Source organism: Bacteroides pyogenes DSM 20611 = JCM 6294, assembly GCF_000428105.1.
Classification (GTDB): Bacteria; Bacteroidota; Bacteroidia; order Bacteroidales; family Bacteroidaceae; genus Bacteroides; species Bacteroides pyogenes.
In genome coordinates, this window is the sequence record NZ_ATZH01000025.1 from 45,109 (window position 1) to 67,266 (window position 22,158).

17 protein-coding genes and 1 tRNA gene are annotated in these 22,158 nt (G+C 49.1%); 8 read left to right on the forward strand and 10 right to left on the reverse strand.

Translation table 11 applies throughout. The features are described 5' to 3' along the window. Positions 1-29: 29 nt before the first annotated feature. From C234_RS0107260 to C234_RS0107275, 4 genes are all read right to left on the reverse strand, one after another. A tRNA-Leu gene (locus C234_RS0107260) sits at positions 30-111 on the reverse strand. 416 nt (positions 112-527) lie between these two features. Further along, the gene (locus C234_RS0107265) at positions 528-1,748 is read right to left on the reverse strand and encodes a S41 family peptidase (protein ID WP_428829120.1); all 1,221 of its coding nucleotides are present in this window, start codon (positions 1,746-1,748) and stop codon (positions 528-530) included. A 47-nt stretch (positions 1,749-1,795) separates the two neighbouring features. Continuing rightward, positions 1,796-2,686 carry a DUF3316 domain-containing protein gene (locus C234_RS0107270; RefSeq protein WP_027325210.1) on the reverse strand — a complete coding sequence of 297 codons (891 nt, stop codon included), beginning with the start codon at positions 2,684-2,686 and terminating at the stop codon, positions 1,796-1,798. A gap of 76 nt (positions 2,687-2,762) precedes the next feature. Continuing rightward, positions 2,763-5,408: a DNA gyrase/topoisomerase IV subunit A gene (locus tag C234_RS0107275; RefSeq protein ID WP_027325211.1), complete on the reverse strand. Its 2,646-nt coding sequence runs from the start codon at positions 5,406-5,408 to the stop codon at positions 2,763-2,765. Between the two features lie 65 nt (positions 5,409-5,473). Between C234_RS0107275 and C234_RS0107280 the strand changes: the two genes are divergently transcribed. From C234_RS0107280 to bamJ, 3 genes are all read left to right on the forward strand, one after another. Continuing rightward, positions 5,474-5,692 carry a hypothetical protein gene (locus tag C234_RS0107280; RefSeq protein ID WP_027325212.1) on the forward strand — a complete coding sequence of 73 codons (219 nt, stop codon included), beginning with the start codon at positions 5,474-5,476 and terminating at the stop codon, positions 5,690-5,692. Positions 5,693-5,790: 98 nt separating this feature from the next. Further along, positions 5,791-7,332, forward strand: a complete 1,542-nt coding sequence (locus C234_RS0107285) for a glycine--tRNA ligase (RefSeq protein WP_027325213.1) — start codon at positions 5,791-5,793, stop codon at positions 7,330-7,332. 12 nt (positions 7,333-7,344) lie between these two features. Beyond that, positions 7,345-7,929: a BamJ family beta-barrel-assembly machinery protein gene (gene bamJ / locus C234_RS0107290; RefSeq protein ID WP_027325214.1), complete on the forward strand. Its 585-nt coding sequence runs from the start codon at positions 7,345-7,347 to the stop codon at positions 7,927-7,929. A gap of 170 nt (positions 7,930-8,099) precedes the next feature. On the opposite strand, the gene C234_RS16090 is transcribed toward bamJ, so the two are convergent. From C234_RS16090 to C234_RS0107310, 4 genes are all read right to left on the reverse strand, one after another. Further along, positions 8,100-8,966 carry a M48 family metallopeptidase gene (locus tag C234_RS16090; protein WP_034537179.1) on the reverse strand — a complete coding sequence of 289 codons (867 nt, stop codon included), beginning with the start codon at positions 8,964-8,966 and terminating at the stop codon, positions 8,100-8,102. A 760-nt stretch (positions 8,967-9,726) separates the two neighbouring features. Continuing rightward, positions 9,727-12,207, reverse strand: a complete 2,481-nt coding sequence (locus C234_RS0107300; RefSeq protein ID WP_027325215.1) for a DUF4922 domain-containing protein — start codon at positions 12,205-12,207, stop codon at positions 9,727-9,729. Between the two features lie 318 nt (positions 12,208-12,525). After that, a complete protein-coding gene (locus tag C234_RS0107305; RefSeq protein ID WP_027325216.1) occupies positions 12,526-13,794 on the reverse strand; it encodes a lamin tail domain-containing protein in 1,269 nt (422 codons plus the stop codon). Positions 13,795-13,981: 187 nt separating this feature from the next. Further along, positions 13,982-14,989 carry an aspartate-semialdehyde dehydrogenase gene (locus C234_RS0107310; protein ID WP_027325217.1) on the reverse strand — a complete coding sequence of 336 codons (1,008 nt, stop codon included), beginning with the start codon at positions 14,987-14,989 and terminating at the stop codon, positions 13,982-13,984. Positions 14,990-15,347: 358 nt separating this feature from the next. On the opposite strand from C234_RS0107310, the gene C234_RS0107315 reads away from it, so the two are divergent. Genes C234_RS0107315 through C234_RS0107325 form a run of 3 tightly spaced genes read left to right on the forward strand, consistent with a single transcriptional unit; the run spans position 15,348 to position 18,861 of the window. After that, positions 15,348-17,483: a cation:proton antiporter gene (locus C234_RS0107315; RefSeq protein WP_021645726.1), complete on the forward strand. Its 2,136-nt coding sequence runs from the start codon at positions 15,348-15,350 to the stop codon at positions 17,481-17,483. Beyond that, positions 17,465-18,196: a tRNA threonylcarbamoyladenosine dehydratase gene (locus tag C234_RS0107320; RefSeq protein WP_021645727.1), complete on the forward strand. Its 732-nt coding sequence runs from the start codon at positions 17,465-17,467 to the stop codon at positions 18,194-18,196. Before C234_RS0107315 ends, C234_RS0107320 begins: the two co-directional genes overlap by 19 nt. An 8-nt stretch (positions 18,197-18,204) precedes the next feature. Continuing rightward, positions 18,205-18,861: an ABC transporter ATP-binding protein gene (locus tag C234_RS0107325; RefSeq protein WP_027325218.1), complete on the forward strand. Its 657-nt coding sequence runs from the start codon at positions 18,205-18,207 to the stop codon at positions 18,859-18,861. Between the two features lie 197 nt (positions 18,862-19,058). Here the strand turns inward: C234_RS0107325 and C234_RS0107330 are convergent, their stop codons facing one another. Beyond that, positions 19,059-19,976: a ComEA family DNA-binding protein gene (locus C234_RS0107330; RefSeq protein WP_034538243.1), complete on the reverse strand. Its 918-nt coding sequence runs from the start codon at positions 19,974-19,976 to the stop codon at positions 19,059-19,061. Further along, a complete protein-coding gene (locus C234_RS0107335) occupies positions 19,973-21,343 on the reverse strand; it encodes a sodium-dependent transporter (protein WP_027325220.1) in 1,371 nt (456 codons plus the stop codon). Before C234_RS0107335 ends, C234_RS0107330 begins: the two co-directional genes overlap by 4 nt. A 101-nt stretch (positions 21,344-21,444) precedes the next feature. On the opposite strand from C234_RS0107335, the gene C234_RS0107340 reads away from it, so the two are divergent. After that, entirely contained in the window at positions 21,445-21,834 is a 390-nt protein-coding gene (locus C234_RS0107340; protein ID WP_027325221.1) for a VanZ family protein, read from the forward strand. A gap of 90 nt (positions 21,835-21,924) precedes the next feature. Next, positions 21,925-22,158 (forward strand): DUF1492 domain-containing protein (locus C234_RS17410; RefSeq protein ID WP_154656399.1); only part of this gene is annotated, 234 nt, incomplete at its 3' end.

Here is a 22,158-nt window from a genome sequence, read left to right on the forward strand (position 1 = left end):
GCGTTAATTTTGTATTCCAAAAATGTTTGTGCGGATGATAGGACTCGAACCTACACGTCTCTCGACACCAGATCCTAAGTCTGGCGCGGCTACCAATTACGCCACATCCGCATGTGTCGCTTTCGTTTAGCGGTGCAAAGATAGATATAATTTCTAATCCGGCAAATAAAACAGGGATAAAGTTGAGTATTTCCCTTGATGAAGGGCTGCCGGGCACGATGATGCAAAAGGGGTGTCGGCAAGCCACGCTAAATCCCAGAGAGAAACAAGTTAGCCGACAATGAGATGATGCAAAAGGGTTGTCGGCAAGCCGACTCCGTGAAAGAAAAAGGGGGGCTTACTAAAACGAAAAAGACTCCAAAGGAGCCGATTTACAGGCTTAAACAAACCTTTTTATGCTTTCGAAAAGTTTTATCGGATACCAATAATTTTATTACCTTGCAGGTTTCGTTGCATACCGATATCGCAAGCCGTTACATCTCATTTATTACCTTGCAGGGCTTGCAGCGATCCTGCCGATGGGCAGTCTACTGACTTAACACCTTGAAAGCCTCCTCAATCAGCGTGTCTTTATTTTTCAGTTCATCTTCGGGGAGCATGTGGACGGTAATGTGCGGAGCAATCCCGTCTTCAATCGACTGCATGTTCTTATCGTAGTGAGGGCACGCGGAGAAACGGATGCTCCATCCGTTAGGCAGTTCGGAACTGAAAGGGAGTCCCGATCCGCCACCGGTCCGGTCGCCTAACTGTATGATCTTTCCGCTCTCTATGCTTCGCATTGCATTCACGAAGTCGTTGGTGGCGCTATAACATCTTCTGTTTGTCAACAACACAACTTTCTTTTGCCACCGTATGCTGTTCGAAGGTTCCAGATAGATGGGCTTGGGTTCGGAGAAGTCGCTATGCCCCGGTCCGGTTTTGTGGCGAATATATCCGGTCAGTACTTTCTCATTGGTGAACCGTGCTGCAATACGTGTGGAGTTGGTAAGTTCACCGCCGCCATTATCGCGAACATCGATAATGAGTCCGTTGCAGACGGATAGATAAGAAAGTGCTTCGTCCAGATTCCCGTTGCCGACTCCAGAGTTGAAGCTCCCGTAGCGGATATAGCCGATGTTATTGTCGAAAATCTTGTATTTCAGTCCCGCAGCCGTCCGGTAGTCGCTACTGGCTTTTCCCAGATAGTGCTGATAAAGAATGTCCTCCCGAAAATTCCAGGGATAGTCTTGATAGTAAGCATCGTAGAAAGACGTGCGGCTCGATGAGCTGAGGTTGACATGCCCGTCTTTCAGTACGGCGAGCATTTCGCTGAGTTTCGTGAATAAGTCTTCATGCGTCATCTGAGGTATAATCATCTTCCTATATTGGGTATGCACGGCATCCCAGTCGATTCCTTTCTCGTCGAGAAAGCAATAATGCTCGTCGATTATCTTCCATAGCTGTTCGAAGTTGCCCATAGGGTCGTCCGCATACTTGTCTTCTCCGATGCAACCGATGGGCAGGATGAAGCAACAGATAATGCAGAGTATCTGAATGATTTTGTTCTTCGCGAACCGCCATCCGGGCTCGATGCCCGGATGGCCATTGGTTTGACGCCGAAGCGTTTTGTCCTTTGCGCTGAAGCGTGCTATAACAACGCCCGGTTGCTTGTGGCATCGGAGAGCAACGACTTTATTTTCTGTGATGCGTTGTGTCGGGGTAGCTTCGGGATGCCTGTCGCAGATATTTCGTATGATTGCCTGTTTCATGATATACCTCTTTTCTGTCTTGTTAAGTTGTTTTTATTTCTTCCGGCTCAATATGCCCTGACCGATGGCGGCAAAGCCGATTCCTCTTTGTTCGAAACGCGATATATGTTTTTCACAAAGCCTATCATAAATATATGAGAGTAGGTGTGTGTCTTGATCCGGTTGACGTTCGATTGCTGTAAGTCCGCCAGATAGCTGACACGCATTCTGGCTTTGCCTACGGGAAAGTCTGCCGACAACATCTGCCTGAGGGAAGGCTGATTGTGCAGGGAGGTGAACTGCACCACTCCGGAAGTGTTCTCTACGGAAAATATCTCGTAGTAAGACTGCCCGTAACGCGGTGAGAACATAAGTCCGATGAGTGGGAAATTGGCTTGATAGCGAAGAACGATGGGGTAGCGTTTAATCTTCAGATGCCAGATAGCCATTCCCGAAGCGTCGAGGTTGGCGTATGCCCGTGCCGATGCCGGATTGTTCGTGTTCCGCAGATTATAGACAAATCCTCCGTTGGCGTCGAACAGACCGCCCGCCAATAATTTGAAATTCTCTGTGAGGCGGAACTGGTAATGCAGCCCGTAGTTCCAGTTGACCAGCGCAGAGAAAGTATTGTTGTTGTCCGCCCGGTTGTGGGTATATCCGATATTGGCCTGAAAGAAGTTCTGGGCAGAGATGTTCCCGTCGAACAGTCTTGTCATCCGCATGCTTTCGCGCGAGATGCGAAACTCGACTCCTTTGTATTCCTGTGGCGAAAGGTAAGTGTCGAACACATTGGTATATCCCGCGCCGTACATGGTGGAGCGTATCATGTAGCGGCGAGCCCGCAGGCTGTCTGATGCCTTGCGGTCGACACGTTCCGCACGCGTGTTGTTTCCTCCCCAAGAGGCTGAAAGGGGAATCACTGACAGTATGATTGCCGCAAGACAAGTTTTCAGTTTTATCATCTTCGTTCGTCTTTGTTTATTTTTGCTATATAAAAAGACCGTGACTATGTTTATGACTCCGGTGCCGGCTGTTTTAAAACAGTTTCATCTGGCCCGTAATCTCGTCTATGATGTCTCCTTCGCTTTTATCGCAATCCGGATCCAGATTTTCCGGCTCCTCATCATCCTGCTTTTCTTCCTCTTTCGGAGGTTCCGGGAAGCGAGTAGGTTCCAGCTCATTGATGGTATCTATCGTATAGGTCGTCAGTCGTTTGCCTTTCGCCTTAAATCCTTTTACCGCAATAAACTCGTCGGCATCCACCTCCATAGGTTCACGGAAATTGTCGTGCCCTCCGAAGACCACTTCCAGGCGCGGATAGTATTCGTCGGTCAGCAGGATGAGGCGGTTGCTTTTGTTTTCGCCCAGATAATTCTGCTTCCGGTTGGAGCTTTCGAAGCAGAAGCGTTTCAGATACGGATAGTTTTGCTGGTCGGCATCATACAGGGCAGCGGTCCACACCTTGTTGGCGTCGAACTTCTCTACGATGCTTACATTGTCTTCGTAATGGTTGCTCAGGTCGAAGTTGCTTGTGTAGAACTCCCCGTTGTTCAGCACCACCAATATGGTATCGTCGCTCTGGAATTCTCCCAGATATTCTCCCCGTCCGTCGTAGTTGAGGCGCAGCACATCCCTGTCGAACCACACTTTTCGTCCGCCGAGAGTAGAGCCTCCGCGTTGCTTGAGAGTGATCTTGTGCACCGGCAGACGGGTGAGAATCACGCCTCGTGCCTGACGGCCCTTGATGGATATTTCGCTGAAGTCGCGTTCAAAGATAATCCGCCGTACACGAGGGTTCGGTTTCAGGGTTACTTTGATGATTTCCGCTTCTCCGTTCGGGTTGGCGCTGAAATATGTAATGCGGGAGTCGGGCGTTCCTTGCGTGACATCGTATTCGCGGTCGCGTACCACCGACGTCACCGCAAACCGCTTGATGTAGGTGGTTCCTTCCTTCCCGTCGCGATAAGTGGCGTTATAGATGGTTCGCTTGTCGTTTTTCTTGAATACGTTGATATAGATGACGTTTTTCCCCACAAACTTCTTGTCGGCCACCGGAGTGACGATGTACTTCCCGTCTCTGAAGAAAACAATCACGTCGTCTATATCCGAGCAGTTGGCTACAAATTCGTCTTTTTTGAGCGAAGTTCCTATGAATCCTTCCTCACGATTGATATACAGCTTCTCGTTTGCTTCCACCACTTTCGTCGCTTCGATTGTGTCGAAGTTGCGCAACTCCGTCCGTCGCGGGAAAGCCTTGCCGTACTTGTTTTTCAACATTTCGTACCACTCGATCGTATAGTCTACGATATGCGCCAGATGATTGTCGATCTCCGCCACCTCTTCTTTCATCCGCGCGATGAGTTCGTCCGCCTTGTCCGAATTGAACTTCAGGATACGTCCCATCTTGATTTCCATCAGCTTGAGAATATCCTCTTTGGTCACTTCGCGGATAAACTGCGGATAGAACGGGGTCAGGCGCTCATCGATGTGTTCGCAGGCGGCGTCCATGCTCTTCGCTTGTTCGAACTGCCTGTCTTTATAAATGCGTTCTTCGATAAAGATTTTTTCGAGCGAAGCGAAATGAAGCGCTTCCAGAATTTCTCCTCTGCGTATCTCCAGTTCCTGACGCAGAAGGTCGAGCGTATTGTCCGCCGATTTCTTCAGCACCGAGCTTACGGTAAGGAAGTGCGGCTTCCGCTCGTCGATTACGCAGCAGTTGGGCGAAATGCTCACTTCGCAATCGGTAAATGCATACAGCGCGTCGATGGTTTTGTCCGACGAAGTGCCCGGCGCCAGATGCACCAGTATCTCTACGTTGGCGGACGTGTTATCGTCTACCTTCTTTATCTTGATTTTCCCTTTGTCCACCGCTTTCAGGATAGAGTCTATGACGGAAGAAGTCGTTTTTCCGTAAGGGATTTCGGTAATGGCAAGTGTTTTATTGTCTATCTTATTGATTTTTGCCCGTACTTTCACGCTACCTCCCCGTTCTCCGTCGTTGTACTTGGATACGTCTATCGACCCTCCCGTCTGAAAGTCGGGATAGAGTTTGAAAGATTCTCCCTTGAGATAGTTGATGGAAGCGTCGCAAAGCTCGTTGAAGTTATGGGGAAGGATTTTCGAAGATAGTCCTACGGCAATGCCTTCCACTCCTTGCGCCAACAGCAGCGGGAATTTTACCGGGAGTGTGACCGGCTCTTTGTTTCGTCCGTCGTATGACAGTTTCCACTCCGTGGTTTTGGGATTGAACACTACGTCGAGCGCGAACTTCGAAAGGCGTGCCTCGATATAACGCGGAGCGGCTGCCCCGTCGCCCGTGAGGATATTTCCCCAGTTTCCCTGGCAGTCTATCAGCATGTCTTTCTGTCCCAACTGTACCAGTGCATCGCCGATGGAAGCGTCGCCGTGCGGGTGAAACTGCATCGTATGCCCTACGATGTTCGCCACCTTGTTGTAACGTCCGTCGTCCAACCGCTTCATCGAATGCAGGATGCGGCGTTGTACGGGCTTCAGCCCGTCGTTGATATGGGGAACGGCGCGCTCCAGAATAACGTATGACGCATAGTCCAAAAACCAGTTCTGGTACATGCCCGTCAGTTGGTGTCTGATGCTTTCATTCCGGTTATCTGCCGGTTTATAGTCTGAATGTCCTTCGGTTATATCGTTTATCTCGTCACTCATAAAGCTTGCTTATAGTGTGTTTCTTATGTATTTCAGGCAAAAATACAAAAATAAAAGAGATTACGATGAAAAAAACTTGGAAACTGTTCGGGATTTTTACATTGTTTATGCCGTTGAAGTCGTTTGTAGCCCCGATTATGCTTAGGGTAAAGAAGCTGGCGGTTACGCCTTTGCGGGATATGTCTGATCGGTGCGGCGAACCCAGGAAAGCGATTTACCTCGTCCGTGTGGCACCTTTACCGGATATGCCTGATGGGTACGGCTCAAAGACAGGTATAAGATAAATTAATACCCCCGCCTGTCTGATTTACGGGATAAATACCTATCTTTGTGGCACTTTTTTGAAATGAAAGAAAATCAATTTATTAGATACAGATAAAAAATGGCACAAGAAGACGTTTTTAAGAAACTGGTATCGCATTGCAAGGAGTATGGTTTCGTGTTTCCTTCGAGCGATATATACGACGGATTAGGCGCTGTGTACGACTACGGTCAGATGGGCGTTGAATTGAAAAACAACATTAAAAAATACTGGTGGGACAGCATGGTGTTGCTGCACGAAAACATTGTCGGCATCGACTCCGCCATCTTCATGCACCCTACTATCTGGAAGGCTTCCGGCCACGTGGATGCTTTCAACGACCCTTTGATAGATAACAAAGACTCCAAGAAACGTTATCGTGCCGATGTGTTGATTGAAGACCAATTGGCGAAATACGACGATAAAATAAACAAGGAAGTGGCGAAAGCCGCCAAGAGGTTCGGAGACGCTTTCGACGAAGCGCAGTTCCGCTCTACCAACGGACGCGTGCTGGAGAATCAGGCGAAACGCGACGCGTTGCACGAACGCTTTGCCCGGGCGTTGAACGACGGTAATCTTGAAGAGCTCCGCCAGATCATCATCGACGAAGAAATCGTTTGTCCTGTTTCGGGAACGAAGAACTGGACGGAGGTACGTCAGTTCAACCTGATGTTCTCTACCGAGATGGGGTCTACGTCTGAGGGAGCCATGAAGGTGTATCTCCGTCCCGAAACGGCACAGGGCATCTTCGTCAACTATCTGAACGTGCAGAAGACCGGACGCATGAAAGTTCCCTTCGGCATTGCCCAGATAGGTAAGGCATTCCGTAACGAGATTGTTGCCCGTCAGTTCATCTTCCGCATGCGTGAGTTCGAACAGATGGAGATGCAGTTCTTCGTAAAACCGGGAACCGAGCTCGACTGGTTCAAGCAATGGAAAGAGATCCGCCTGAAATGGCATAAAGCGCTTGGTTTCGGCGACGACCATTACCGCTATCACGACCACGACAAGCTTGCCCACTATGCCAATGCGGCTACCGACATCGAGTTCCTGATGCCGTTCGGCTTTAAGGAAGTGGAGGGTATTCACTCGCGTACGGACTTCGACCTGTCGCAGCACGAGAAGTATTGTGGAAAGAGCATCAAGTACTTCGACCCCGAGCTGAACGAATCGTACACGCCGTATGTCATCGAGACTTCCATCGGCGTAGACCGCATGTTCCTCAGCATCATGAGCGCCGCCTATTGCGAAGAACAATTGGAGAACGGTGAAAGCCGTGTCGTATTGAGGCTTCCCGCCGCTCTGGCTCCAGTGAAACTGGCTGTGATGCCGTTGGTGAAGAAAGACGGGCTGCCTGAAAAAGCGCGTGAGATTATCAACGATCTGAAGTTCCACTTCAATTGTCAGTATGACGAGAAAGACAGCATCGGAAAGCGTTACCGCCGTCAGGATGCCATCGGTACTCCTTACTGTGTGACTGTGGACCATCAGACGCTCGAAGACAACTGCGTGACGTTGCGCAACCGCGACACTATGCAGCAAGAGCGTGTGCTCATCTCCGAGCTGAACAATATTATTGCAGACCGGGTGAGCATTACTTCATTACTGAAAACCATCCAATAAAAACTTTGACGAATGAGCAAGAAAATCTATTTATTCTCCATCTTGTTGATGGCTCTGGCGTTCGCTTCTTGCAGCGAAACCAAGGAAGAAGACAGGTATGCCGATTGGCGGAAAAGGAACGATGCGTTTCTCGATTCTTTGGCGAATGTCTATGATACGAAACCCGAGCATGGCGGACTGTCGCGTTTCGAGTTGGCTTCTGCTCCGGGTTCTTATATTTACTACAAGGTGAAAGAGAGCGCGCCTGCCGGAAATACGGAGTCTCCTAAATATACCGATTATATAAAAGTATATTATAAACGTACCAATATCTTGAGAGAGATTTATGACGGAAACTTTATAGGAGAAAATCCTGTCGAAGGCGAAGGTGATACGGGAACGGGCGATACTTCTCCCACCGTGTTCGGGGTGAACGAGGTAATCACGGGGTGGACTGAAGCGGTTCAACGGATGAAGGTGGGCGATCGCTGGGAAATCTACATCCCTTGGAAGTATGCTTACGGAAGCACGGATAAAAGCACCCTTATTCCGGCGTATTCCAATCTTATCTTCGATTTGAAATTGCTTGCTTTCTCCGGTAAGAAAGAGGATTTGTAAGTCCGGTTTATATAGGCTGAAGAAGCGAGGGCGTTAAAAAAAGAACGCCTTGAGCATAAGCATCCCCCTGCTACAGATGCACCTGCCGTAGAAGTCGGACAGGTTGGTTGGCTGTAACAGGGGGATGCTTTTACTATTATCCGTATATCCTTCTTATTCGTATATCTTTCTTATTTGGATATTCTTTCGAAAGTAAACGAACGTCCTTTCTTCGTCTTCCCGGTGGCAGGACGAGCCGTCTGTTGTCCCGGTTTGTAATACTTCATCGCCTCCGGCAACAGTTTCTTAATGTTTCTGATGCGTGCTTCATCGGAAGGGTGCGTACTCATGAATTGCGGAACTTTTTGCCCTCCGCCCGCCGACATACGCTGCCAGAAAGCAATGGCCGCTTCGGGATTATAGCCTGCCATAGCCGCGAATACAAGTCCCAGATGGTCGGCTTCGCTCTCGTTTCTGCGCGAATAAGGGAGCATTACGCCATACTGGGCGCCCAATCCGTACACCTGCTGCGCCAATATCTGGGTCTCCGCCGATTTCCCCGCGAGCACCCCGCTCAACACTTGTCCTCCGTATGAGGCAAGCATCTGCTGGCTGATGCGTTCTGCCGAGTGCTTCGCCACAGCATGTCCCACTTCATGTCCAAGGACGATGGCAAGCCCCTCTTCCGTTTTGGTATAAGGAAGTATCCCCTCGTTCACCACAATTTTTCCGCCGGGCATGCAGAAAGCATTGGGCGTATTGTCCTGCACCAGATGGAATTCCCATGCGAAATTCCGGACCTGATCCTCCATCCCGTTTGTGCGGAGGTACGTTTCTACGGCATTGGCAATGCGCTGTCCCACCCGTACCACCATTGCTTTGTTGGCGGCGTTGGTCGACTGCTTAGCCGTTTTCATGTAGTTCTTAAAGCTCGAGTTGCTTAAACTCATCACTTCGGAGTCGGATACCAACAGCAGTTGTTTGCGTCCTGTCAGCGCCACCCGGCTGCATCCTGCAACCAATAAAAGCACGGAGATGGCTAATATTACCTTCTTCATCATTGGGTTGATTATAATGGTTAGATATGCAAATGTAACAAAAAGACCTGAAAATAAGATGATTTGGCGTTTTTATTTTCATTCGCCGTATTTCGATAACCGATGTGAAGCGGCTTTCTCATAAGGAAATCGCCGGAATGATCTAAGTCATCGGGGCGGAGCGTTTCATCAATGATATGCCGGATACTTTACATATATAGTCAGCGTGGTGGCTATATATGCACAGGTAGCTTGAGTATATATGGCTACCATGCTGAGTATATATAGCCACCACGGTAGCCATATATACTCAGCAGACCGGCTGTATATCTTCAGCGAATCGGGTTTATATCTCCGGTAAACCGGCTGTATTTCATGTGGCAGAAACTCTATAAAACATTGAAAGGACTTCCCAAAAACGGATAGCTCTTTACCGTTACTGGCGGTTTAAAAGTGAAAGACCGCGAAGTTGTCCTTGTGTTCAAATAGAAGAAATAATAAACCTTTTCCTGCCGGCAATGAAAAGAGCCATATTATTGCTCACAAAAATGAGTTTGATATGGCTCTTTTATATTTATTCGTTACAATCTGTAACTTTCCGGAGTGCACATATTAGCTTTGCACTCCAATACTCCTTGTTGTCTCTTACTTCGCTATGCCTTCCGGAGTATACATATTAGCTTTGACACCCCTCTCTCTTCTAATATTACTTGCTACAAATCGCAATCTTTCAGTAAAGTCGATTGAGTGTCCGAGTACTTTCGGTTAAAAGTGGGCCTCGTCATTCCTCGTCCTCACCCAAGAGCTCGGATAGACGCGCGATGAGGCTGTCCATCTTTTTCTTCGGCAGGCTGACTTCTTTGTAGATTCCCGTTATTTTCTCCGGCGTCACCTTGTCCGTATCCTCCGGACGGGCGATGGGGAAGATACCGTTCATCTCCGCAATGGCGGGACTGATGAGCATCTGCTCTTCTCCTTCGGCGAAGTAACAGTCGGGACGATGTTTGGAACGCAGGAAGATGACGCAAGAATAGCGTTTCGGGTCGGTGTCTTCGCCTTCGAGCAGCTCGTCGAGCACTTCGGTCTTGTTCCAAAGCATGATGTTCACCATCGGCTCCTCCTTGCCGTAGATGCGGCGAATCTCCTTGAACACCGTTTTCAGCAGCTTGCTCATGTGTTTTCTGCCTTCGGTGGTGATGGATATGGCCGTAAAAGGAGCTTTCACGGCATTTATTTCATAGTTTCCGTCCCAATCTTCGGCAATCGGCGTGCAGTCGTAGTCTTCACAAAACACGCCCGCCATGCTTTCCTCTTTACCGGCTGCCTGGAAGTGGCAGTGGTCGGGTGCGGAAGCTCCGCAGGCAGGACCGTTGTACAGGATGAAATACTCGTCCAGACATTCGGCAAGGTCGATCATGTCTTCAAAGCGGTCGGCAACCGATTGCGCGCGATGGTTCTTTTCGATGATGGTAAGATGCCGCTCGAATATGGGGTAGGGGTTGAGACATATATGGTAATATTTGAAGTTGACAGCTTCCTGCTCCGCAGGGCGGTTCTTTTCGCAGAGGAAGCAGGGTCTTTGCGCGATGGATGCGGCGTCGGTCTTCGCCAAAGCGGAGCGCGAGCGTGCCGGGTTGGGATAGTATTTCACCTGCATTACGAAATCGTCTTCTACCATTTGCAACTTCTTCATCTTCTTCCGGTTGTCCTTCAGCAGTTTGAAGTTCGTTTTAGCCAGTTCCCAAGCGTTCTTTTGCCGCTTGATCATTTCGTTCACGTTCGCCTGAAGCTCGGGAGATACTCCGTATTCTTCCATCCGCGCCTGAAGTTCCCAAGTACGTATGCGGTCTTTATACAGATTGTTGCGGTTCACCTTCTCGGGCTCGAGCGCCGCGTCGGAGTTCCCTTCCCATCGGCGGCAACGGTAAAGCACATCATAGATGCGTCCGATGCGGTACTCGCGCGAGATTCTCAGCCCTACCGCATAATCTTCTCCATAGCTGGTGTTGGGCAGTTTGATCTCCCTCAGCAGAGGCGTGAAGAAAGCTCGCGGAGCTCCCAGCCCGTTGATGCGCAGCGCGTTGTTCCGTCCGTTCTCCGGCGTCCACTCCTTATGGTCGATGATGCCCGGCGCTATTTCGTTCATATCGAAATCTGTCATTTGATAAGTGCCTATCACCATGCCGCAGTTTTCCCGATAGAAAGTATCGACTATTTTCTGGAGCGCATGTTCGTCGGCGTATACATCGTCGCTGTCGAGCTGTACGGCAAACTTGCCGCATTGCTCATGAGCCACGCCCAGGTTCCAGCAACCGCCTATGCCCAAGTCGTCTCTTTCGGGAATCAGGTGGATGAGGCGTTCGTCTTTTGCCAGTTCTGCCAACGCTTCGGTGGTTCCGTCTGTGGAGTGATTGTCGATAACGATGACGTTGTAGCGGAACCGCGTCTGCTGTTGAAGAGCCGAACGTACGGCATCGCCGATGGTACGAACCCGGTTGCGCACCGGAATAATGACAGACGCTTCGTTTTCGAATTCCGTGCTGTTCAGGTCGATGTCGAGGCAGTAAGGATCTAAATAAGCGCCGATCTCTTTCAGGTGCTGCGTGCATGCCTGTTCCATTTCCAACTGTACGCTGCGGTTTTTCGGATCTACATAGTCGAACTGCTTTTCTCCGCTTTTCCGGCTGTCGGTTTCCACTTCGGTATAAAGGTATTCGTTGATATGCACCAGCGAGTATTCGGTGGAGAGTGCCAGACGAAGCGCGTACAGACCCGCAGCTTTGTAACTTGCTTTTACCTTTTTCGCCGCATGGCGGAACGCTTCGGCATGGAAGAGCAGCAGCGACCCGAAGTCGAAGTCATCGCGAAGGCTCCCCGTCTGATAGTCGATAACCGGCACTTGACGGCGTACTCCGTCCGTCAGTTGGTAGCGGTCGGCATATACCATTCCCGTTTTGCTGTTGCTTCCCGCCACCTGCATCATTCTTTCCAGAGCATACAGCCCCGGCTGCAACGGAGTGCTTTTGAGCGACAGCAATACATATTCGGCATCTGCCGAATGCGTGGCGATGGTTTTCATCGTTTGTCCGGAGAAGAGGCATTCGGCCTGAAGCTCTTCACAGCCGGCTATTTTCAAACCGCCGGGCTTCGGAGTGAGCACATAGATTTTGTTTACCAGCTCTGAAGCCTGCAATTCTTTTACGGTTTGCATGATGTCTTCGGCATTTCCCGAAGACAAAAAACAATTCATCTTTTTTTTCATGTCTGCTGATTGTTATTAGGAGAACTGCCGTTGCCGTTTTGTGCCCGTGGCTTGCGTGTTGTTGTGCAAATTCCGGGAGCAATGGTTGCGGAGTAAACTCCGGTCATGTTTTTCTTGGGATGCAAATGTAGTTATTTTCTATAATAATAGCCATAATCTGATAGGATTATAGCCATTAAAATAATATATAATCACGCTGATTCGATGCTTGGTATATTAAATATGCGACAGATGCGATGAACCATATAGCTTGTCAGAGCGCCTGCTGATTGTGAAAACCGTATGATGTGCGGCAAGATCTCCGGCAACACTTAGCGGCTACACGGGCTCCGAGTTCCTTCTTCCGGGCGTACCTCCCGTGCTGTCCTTGCACGACTGCCAGTTGTTGTTGACCGAAGGAAGCTCCGGCGATTTCTTTTCAAGAGATATTCCTGTGAATTTGCTTCCCCCACAATTGTGCATCCAGTCCCAAAATCCGCAGGTATCGAACGTGTTCCCTTTTGCGGGCTTTTCGCTTCTCGAGAGAGCTATGTATCCGCCTTTGTTATTGAGTGAGGGGAATTTCGACGTTTCTATAATCCGTTCTTGTTCCACCCGGTGCTTTCTCATGATTCGTTCCGCCGATTGCGTAAAGCAAAGGTAGCTTTCGGGTTCGATGGAAAACAACGCATGCGCCCTATCCGTATATAGTGGAACGGTGCTGTATACTTTACCATCCTTATCCATCTTATAAAGGTACAGCGCAGGAAGCGTGATCGTTTGCTCCGTGGGGTTGTAAATTTCGATGTATTCGGCTCCGTCCTTGGCGTTGTCGTACATCACTTCATTGAAGAGCAACATGCCTCTGACGTCATCGGGCAATTCGGTCATTCCTGCCGGAGGAGCAACCGGAGAATCTTCTTTCGGCTCGGCCGCCGTATCCACTTCGTGCGACAAACGAATGTGGTGGAATACAAACCCTTTGCACCGGCTGGGTGTGTATACACAGTAAATGCCGCAGCACACCGAAGAACGTATGCCGGTATCCTGCACGCCCCCTTCCGTCGTGTATTCGCTTTCCGATTCGAGACGTGTCCGTAGCGTCCAATATCCGTTTTTGTCGCATTCCGTTTTGACGTAGAGCTTGGGAGCCTTGTCGCCCTTCATCAGTTCCCTTCCCGAAACCAGCAACCGGGATTCGTTTCCTTCTTGCCGGTAAAGCCCGACATTGTCTTTCGCTCCTCCTATCTGTATATAATAGCCCGATAAGTTTCCCGAAAGCTCTTCGGAAGAGGAAGCCAGATAGAAGCGGGCGTAGTTTTTGGCGGAAGGATTGAATGAAAGATGCATCCCGAATTCCCAACGGGTGTCACGTATTTCGGATGATGGAATGGTGAGATAAGCCGTTCCGGTAACATAATTCCGGTCGTCCAACCGGATTCCCCGGCGGGAATTAATGGAGAATTTCCCCCTTTCTCCCGACCATGGGAGCTGATGGCTCAAGTCGTCTGTCGAATATTCCTCTTCTTCTTCGGGGGGAAGCGAGCAACTGAAAAAAGCGGTAAACAGAAATAAAACGATGGCAACAAAGCGGTTACTGACTCTCATTACGGTTTTGTTTTTTGTGTCTTCATAGTCTCTGTGTCACCCGGTTGGCCTTTCTTGTCAAGCAAGCTCTACGTGCCGGAGCGACATGAGGATGAGTCGTATTAAAAGATAAAAGAAAGGGAAGCGGAAGCAACACCGAGTCTGTTTAGGCTTTCGTCTTCCCTTACTTTGGTTAGGGTATGTGTCTTTATATATTCTTTACTTTAATCAGGTATTCGGCTATCTGAACGGCATTGAGCGCGGCGCCTTTCTTTATCTGGTCGCCTACAATCCAGAATGTCAATCCGTTCTCGTTGGTCAGATCTTTGCGTATGCGACCTACGTAAACGGGATCTTTGCCTGCGAGGAAGAGCGGCATCGGATATTCTTTTCCCGCCGGATTGTCTTGCAACACCAAGCCTTCTCCGTTGGCGAAAGCTTCGCGGGCCTCTTCCACCGAGATGGGGCGTTCGGTCTCTACCCAGATACTTTCGGAGTGAGCGCGCAAAGCGGGCACACGCACACACGTGGCGCTTACTTTAATATCGGAGTGCATGATCTTCCGTGTTTCGTGATACATCTTCATTTCCTCTTTCGTATATCCGTTGTCGGTAAATACATCGATTTGAGGAATCAGATTGAATGCTAACTGGTATGCAAATTTCTCTACCGTCACGGGTTCGTTTGCCAATACCTGGCGATATTGTTCGTACAGTTCGTCCATGGCTGCCGCACCGGCTCCGCTGGCTGCCTGATAAGTGGATACATGTACGGTTTTTATGTGAGAAAGTTGCTCGATCGCCTTCAGGGCGACAACCATTTGTATGGTTGTACAGTTCGGATTGGCAATGATTCCGCGCGGGCGTTCCAAAGCGTCGGCCGCATTTACTTCGGGCACTACCAGCGGCACATCGGCATCCATGCGGAAAGCGCTGGAGTTGTCGATCATTACCGTGCCGTGTTTGGTAATCGTTTCGGCAAACTCTTTGGAGGTTCCTCCGCCGGCTGAAGTAAAAGCGATATCTATTCCTTTAAAGTCATCGTTGTGTTGCAAGAGTTTCACCTCGATCTGTTTACCGCGGAAAGTATAGGTGGTTCCGGCACTGCGTTTAGAACCGAACAAAACCAACTCATCCATCGGGAAGTTTCTTTCATCGAGCACGCGCAGGAACTCTTGTCCCACGGCTCCGCTTACGCCAACAATAGCTACTTTCATTTTTTTTCTTTTATTAAAATGTGAATACTTCAATCTTTATTCCGTTCTTCTGTCCATTAGTAAAGATTTGCTCGCAAAATTACAACATTTTGCCATATAAACCTCTTTTTTATCAGGAAATTACAAGTTGCGTCCATCTCTTTTTCCCTTTGCTTGCTTTGTCCGGCAGAATATGATGTTCTTTACACCGGCAAGAGCCGTTTCATTTGCATGGCGGATGTTTTCGCCTTTTTACCGCTTGTTTTTAGGTTGAATGTGCCGTACAATTGTTCCTGTGCTCCGAATCTTCGCCTTTTCTCATTGGCGGTCTGCGAACTTTTTTGTTTCTTTGCGGATAAATCTTTAAAACACGGAAACGATGAATCTGTTCGACTTCCACCTCACCCTCCCGATAACCGACCCCACTTGGGTCTTCTTCATCGTGCTTATTATTATCTTGTTCGCCCCCATCATTTTAGGGCGTCTTCGCATTCCCCACATCATTGGGATGATTCTGGCGGGAGTGCTGATTGGCGAACACGGTTTCAACCTGTTGATGTACGATAGCAGTTTCAAGCTTTTCGGGAAGGTAGGTCTGTATTACATCATGTTTTTGGCAGGACTCGAAATGAACATGAGCGACTTCAAGGAAAATCGGGGAAAGGCTTTTGTTCTGGGAGTTCTGGCGTTTGCGCTTCCTATGATTTTGGGCTTTATCAGCAATATCACCATCTTGCAGTACGGGCTTATAACCTCTATTCTTTTGGCCAGTATGTACGCCTCTCATACCTTGATTGCTTATCCGATAGTGATTCGTTACGGTATAGCGCGGCAACGCAGCGTGAGTATAGCTGTGGGGGGTACGGCGGTGACCGATACCTTTACGCTGTTGGTGCTTGCGGTGATTAGCGGGCTTTATAAAGGCGAAGCTTCCGAAATGTTCTGGATATGGCTGGTAGTGAAAGTCGTCTTTCTCAGCTTTCTTATCATCTATTTCTTTCCGCGTATCGGCCGTTGGTTTTTCCGCCGCTACAGCGACGGGGTGGTTCAATTCATCTTCGTATTGGCGATGGTTTTTCTGGGCGCGGGTCTGATGGAGTTTGTGGGCATGGAGGGCATTCTCGGCGCTTTTTTGGCGGGACTTGTCTTAAACCGCTTGATTCCGCACGTCTCTCCGTTGATGAATCATCTGGAGTTTGTAGGAAACGCGCTCTTTATTCCTTACTTCCTCATCGGCGTGGGTATGATCATCAATGTACATATTCTCTTCGGTAAGGGCGACGCGTTGAAAGTGGCGTTGGTGATGACCACGATGGCGATGCTCAGCAAATGGATCGCTTGCTGGATTACGCAGAAGATATATAAAATGAGTGCGATGGAGCGCGAACTGATGTTCGGGTTGAGCAATGCACAGGCTGCCGCCACGCTGGCTGCCGTATTGGTGGGCTACAATATCATTCTTCCCGGCGGGGAGCGTCTTTTGAACGATGATGTATTGAACGGCACGATTGTGCTGATTCTTTTTACATGCATCATCAGCTCGTTCGTTACCGAGCGCGCCGCCCGGAAAGTGGCGATGGAGACCGAGATGGATACGGAAGTAAAAAAGGGCAAACAGGAGGAGAAAATACTGATTCCTCTGGCAAATCCCGATACGATTGAGGACCTGATGGGGCTTTCGATGCTCATCAGAGATGCCAAACAAAAGGATAACCTCATTGCTTTGAGCGTGATTAACGACGATTCCGCCGCGACGAGCGGGGAAGAAGGGCGTAGTAAAAGGAATTTGGAACGGGCTGCCAAAATATCTGCGGCGGCGGGACTTTCGCTCACCACCGTGAGCCGCTATGACTTGAATATCGCTTCGGGCATTATTCACACAGCGAAAGAGTACGGTGTGACAGATATTGTGATAGGCTTGCACCGTAAGATGAATATTGTCGATTCTTTTTTCGGAAATCTGGCCGATAATTTGCTGAAAGGAACCAACAGAGAGGTGATGATAGCCAAGTTTCTGATGCCGGTGAACACGCTTCGACGGGTAGTTGTCGCCGTGCCTCCCAAGGCCGAATACGAACCGGGATTTTCGAAATGGGTAGAGCATTTTTGCCGAATGGGAAGTATTTTGGGATGTCGGGTGCATTTTTTCGCCAATGAGGAGACATTGATACGTTTGCAACAACTCGTAAAAAAGAAATATAGCAATACGCCTACCGAATTTTCGGTTTTGGAAGAATGGGGAGACCTGTTATTATTGACGGGACAGGTGAATTATGATCATCTGCTCGTTGTCATTTCGGCACGCCGCGGATCGATATCTTACGACAGCTCATTCGAACGTTTGCCGGGACAGTTGGGAAAATATTTCTCTAACAACAGCCTCATTATTCTTTACCCCGACCAGTTCGGCGAGCCGCATGAGGTTATTTCTTTTTCCGATCCGCGCGGTTACAGCGAGCCTCAGAATTATGATAAGGTAGGTAAATGGTTTTATAAATGGTTGAAGAAGAATTGATGGAAGAAAACTGGCAACAAAGAACGGAACTGTTGTTGGGGAAAGATAAGATGAACCGTATACGCGCGGCCCATGTACTGGTTGTAGGGCTGGGAGGTGTAGGAGCTTATGCGGCGGAAATGCTTTGCCGGGCAGGAGTAGGGCGGATGACGCTTGTGGATGCCGATACGGTTCAGCCGACGAATATGAACAGGCAGTTGCCTGCCATGCACTCTACTTTGGGACGCCCGAAGGCGGAGGTGCTGGCAGAACGGTATAAAGATATCAATCCTGAAATAGAACTCACCGTGTTGCCTGTTTATCTCAAGGACGATGGTATACCGGCATTGCTCGACAGTGCCCGGTTCGACTTTATCGTGGACGCCATCGATACGATCAGTCCGAAGTGTTTCCTGATTTACGAGGCAATGAATCGGCGGATAAGGATTGTATCGAGCATGGGGGCTGGGGCGAAAAGCGACATCACGCAGGTGCGTTTTGCCGATCTTTGGGATACTTATCATTGCGGGTTGAGTAAAGCCGTGCGAAAGAGGTTGCAGAAGATGGGCATGAAGCGGAAACTTCCGGTGGTTTTCAGCACCGAACAGGCCGATCCGAAAGCGGTGTTGCTGACTGATGAAGAACGGAATAAAAAATCGACCTGCGGAACGGTGAGCTACATGCCTGCCGTGTTCGGATGTTACTTGGCTGAATATGTCATAAAACGATTATAATGGAGACGATGATCAAGTTAGAAGGAATCACGAAAAGTTTCGGTTCGCTGCAAGTGCTGAAAGGTATCGACCTGGAGATTCACAAGGAAGAAATAGTCAGCATCGCAGGCCCGAGCGGAGCAGGAAAGACTACGTTGCTGCAAATTATGGGAACGCTGGATAACCCCGACAACGGTACGGTGATTATCAGCGGCGCGGACGTAAAACGGATGAAGGAGAAGGAACTTTCTGCTTTTCGAAATAAAAATATAGGCTTTGTTTTTCAGTTCCACCAATTGCTTCCGGAGTTCACTGCTCTGGAGAATGTCATGATTCCTGCTTTTATCGCAGGAGTTTCTGCCACGAAGGCGAACAAACGGGCGATGCGGATATTGGAATTTATGGGGCTGGCCGACCGGGCGTCTCATAAGCCGAACGAGCTCTCGGGAGGAGAGAAGCAACGGGTGGCGGTGGCACGCGCGTTGATCAACGACCCTGCGGTGATTTTAGCGGACGAACCTTCCGGAAGTCTCGATACGCATAACAAAGAAGATTTGCATCGCTTGTTTTTCGAATTGAGAGAGCGCTTGGGGCAGACTTTCGTGATTGTGACTCACGATGAAGGACTTTCTAAAATCACAGACCGTACGATACATCTGGTAGATGGCTGTATTAAAAAAGATTAATACATGAGATAAACGCTTAAAAATGTATACAAAACAACGGAAAGTTTGTATGTGTACTCCTTTTTAGGCGTATCTTTATAATCGCTTCTCTACGGAAGTCTGTGAAGATTAGCGTAGGGTGTTTGTTTTGTTTGTGTGTGGTGCATTCTTATCTGGTGTGATAGGAATGCACTTTTTTATGGATTCCTGACAAATATCTATTCGAAGCAGACGTAAGGTTTCATTCGTTCGAAGTCGGCCGGAGAAAATTCTTCATAAAGCGACAACTCCTTGAGACTGTTTATCTTGCCATTCTTCTTCCGGTGTTCGACAATCGCTTTGGCTTGATAGAAATTGATGTACGGATGGCTCATCATTCGTTGCACGCTTGCCTTGTTCACGTTGATGCGGCGGACGGAGCGCGCGTCGATGGAAAACCACGGACGGAGGAGTTCCACCTTTAAATGTATGTCTTCCAACTGTTCGATGCGGTGGAAAGCTCCTAGCTGACTGCGATAATTCACAATCATCCGGGCGATGCCGCTGCCGATGCCGGGAATCTTCTTGAGCTCGGCGGTATCGGCGCCGTTCAGTTCGATAACCGTTCCCGCCGCATATTTGAACAAGGTGTCTTTATACTCTTTCAATCGGGTAAACAATTGTACGCTGTCTTTAAGTTCTGTCTCTTGGGCAATGCGGATATAGGGTAGAAGGCTCCGGTATTGCCGGTCTGTCAGTCCGTATATCTTTCGGAAGTCTTCGGGGCGGCGGAACTTTCCCTGCTTGCTTCGGTATCGCAGAATGTTTCTCGCCATCCATGCGGGCAGCCCGAGACGGACGAAAGCGGCGGAGTCGGCGGTGTTGGGGTCGAAAGGGAAAAGCGCGGCTTCGGATTTCGGAAAAGAGCGGAGCGTGAGATGTCGGTGGTCGGGAAGATTCGCTTCTTGGAGAGAAGAGAGAAACCGGGTGTATTCTTCCTCCAGTCGCTCCTTGTCTATCGAATCGGGTTCGTCATCGTTCTTGAAGTGTCGCGACAATGCCGAAACGGAGCAGACGATGACAATAAGAACGGCAAGTACGAGAACGCCTTGCCGTTCCGTTTGGGTGAAATAGAAAAAGTTTTTCCACGCCGTCATAATTTCAGTATTCCCAATTCATGGATAAAAATGAGGGAGATGGCGATGGGGGCAACGTACTTCAAGAGGAAGATGAGCAACCCGTATACCGGCATGCGGAGAGAATCGTCGTTGGTGATTTCAGATTTTACAATCCGTTTGTCGAGATACCATCCGGCAAAAACTGAGATGAGCAATCCGCCTATGGGAAGCATGAGCTTGGCCGTCACAAAATCGAAGAGGTCGAACAGGGTTAATCCGAAAACCGTAATATCTTTCAGCACGCCTAACGAAAGCGAGCAGAGCGCTCCGATGACGATGCATCCGCCGGTGACGAGACGGGCTGCTTTTCCCCGGGTGAATTTGAACTCTTCGTGCAGATAGGCTGTCACCACCTCGTGCAGCGATATGGTGGAAGTGAGCGCTGCCATTGCCAGAAGCAGGTAAAACATCACGGAAAACAGATAAGCGATGACGGGGAGGTCTCCAAACGCTTGCTGAAAGACATTCGGAAGCGTAATAAATACGAGGCTGGGACCTGCGTCGGGGCGGATGCCCACCGAAAAGGCTGCCGGAAAAATAATGAATCCCGCAAGCACCGCCACGAACGTATCGATGGCTCCCACGCTCAAAGCTGTTTTAGTCAGGTTTGTTTCCTTGCCGAAATAAGAAGCGTATGTACAAAGGCATCCCATGCCCAGGCTCAATGAAAAGAAAGCCTGTCCCATTGCGCTCAGGAAGGTGGTTCCGGTTACTTTGCCGAAGTCCGGTTTCAACAGGAACTCTATGCCCGAACCTGCTCCCGGCAGTGAGATCGAACAGCCGACTAAAATCAGAATGATGATGAATAAGGCGGGCATCATAATCTTCGAAGATTTTTCGATGCCTTTCTCTACCCCTTTTGCGATGATGAAGTGCGTGGCGAGCAGAAAGACCGCCATCCATAGCGCGGGGCGCCAGGAGTCTCCGGTAAACTGTTGGAAAGAAGCGATGAAGTCCGCCGAACTTTTGGCGGCAAAACTATCGGTGGCGGCTTGCACGATATACTCCAAAGTCCATCCGGCAATCACCGAATAGTAACTCAGAATAAGGAAACCCGCCAATACTCCCATTCGCCCCACCCAATGCCAGTGAGTGCCCGGTGCCAGCTTTCGGTATGCGCCTGCCGTATTGGCTTTCGAACGACGCCCGATGAGAAACTCCGAGATCATGATGGGAAGCCCTAAAAGTATCACACAACCCATATAAATGAGAATGAAAGCTGCTCCGCCATGATTTCCTGTCTCGTAAGGGAACCGCCAGATGTTCCCCAGCCCTACCGCCGAACCCGCTGAAGCGAGTATCACTCCTAACTTGCTGCCGAAATTGGCTCTCTCATTCTTCGTCATAATCTTTATGGTTGGATTGCATTCTTGCTATATAACTGTTGTAGCAGGCTGCAAATATAAAAAATGATACGTATATTTGCCCCTTAAAGTACGCGATAATTATGCTCTATTATATCAAGAAATATCCTATATCCTTTTTTATCATTCTGCTGGTAATCTTTCTGTCGTTTTTCAATCCGCCCGAAACCGGCTTCGATCCGCCTGCGGGATTCGACAAGCTTGTGCACTTCTGCATGTATTTCGGTATGTCCGGCGCGTTGTGGATGGAGTTTTTCCTGCAACATCGCCGCGACCGTACTCCCGTTTGGCATGCATGGATAGGAGCCTGTCTTTGTCCGTTGCTTTTCGGCGGGGGTATCGAGCTGCTGCAAGAGTTTTGTACGAAGCATCGGGGAGGCGATTGGTGGGATTTTATGGCCAATGCGGCAGGAGTGATTACGGCAAGCCTGATAGCGTATTATTGTCTGAAGACCTTCGCCCGTCGAGGATAATGTTGTTTTTAACAACTTCGGGCTATCTTTCTCTGCCGCGTTGCGGCAGTGTCTTCTTTTAAAATAGGTTGACTCCTAAACTCCCAAATTATGGAAAAGAATCAACCATTATGTCTGTCATCTTCCCTGGATCGGGTGAAAAATCATCATCGGATCTATGAGATGTATTATGTTGAGAAAAAATCACGCGCAGAGATTTTTCAGGAAACAGGTCTGTCGCGTTCTTCTTTCTATCGAATTCTTCGTACCTTTGAGTCGTGTAACCCCCAAATCGCTGAAGAGATGAAGAAGCAAGGCAAGGATGTGACTCCTGCAGATTATGAG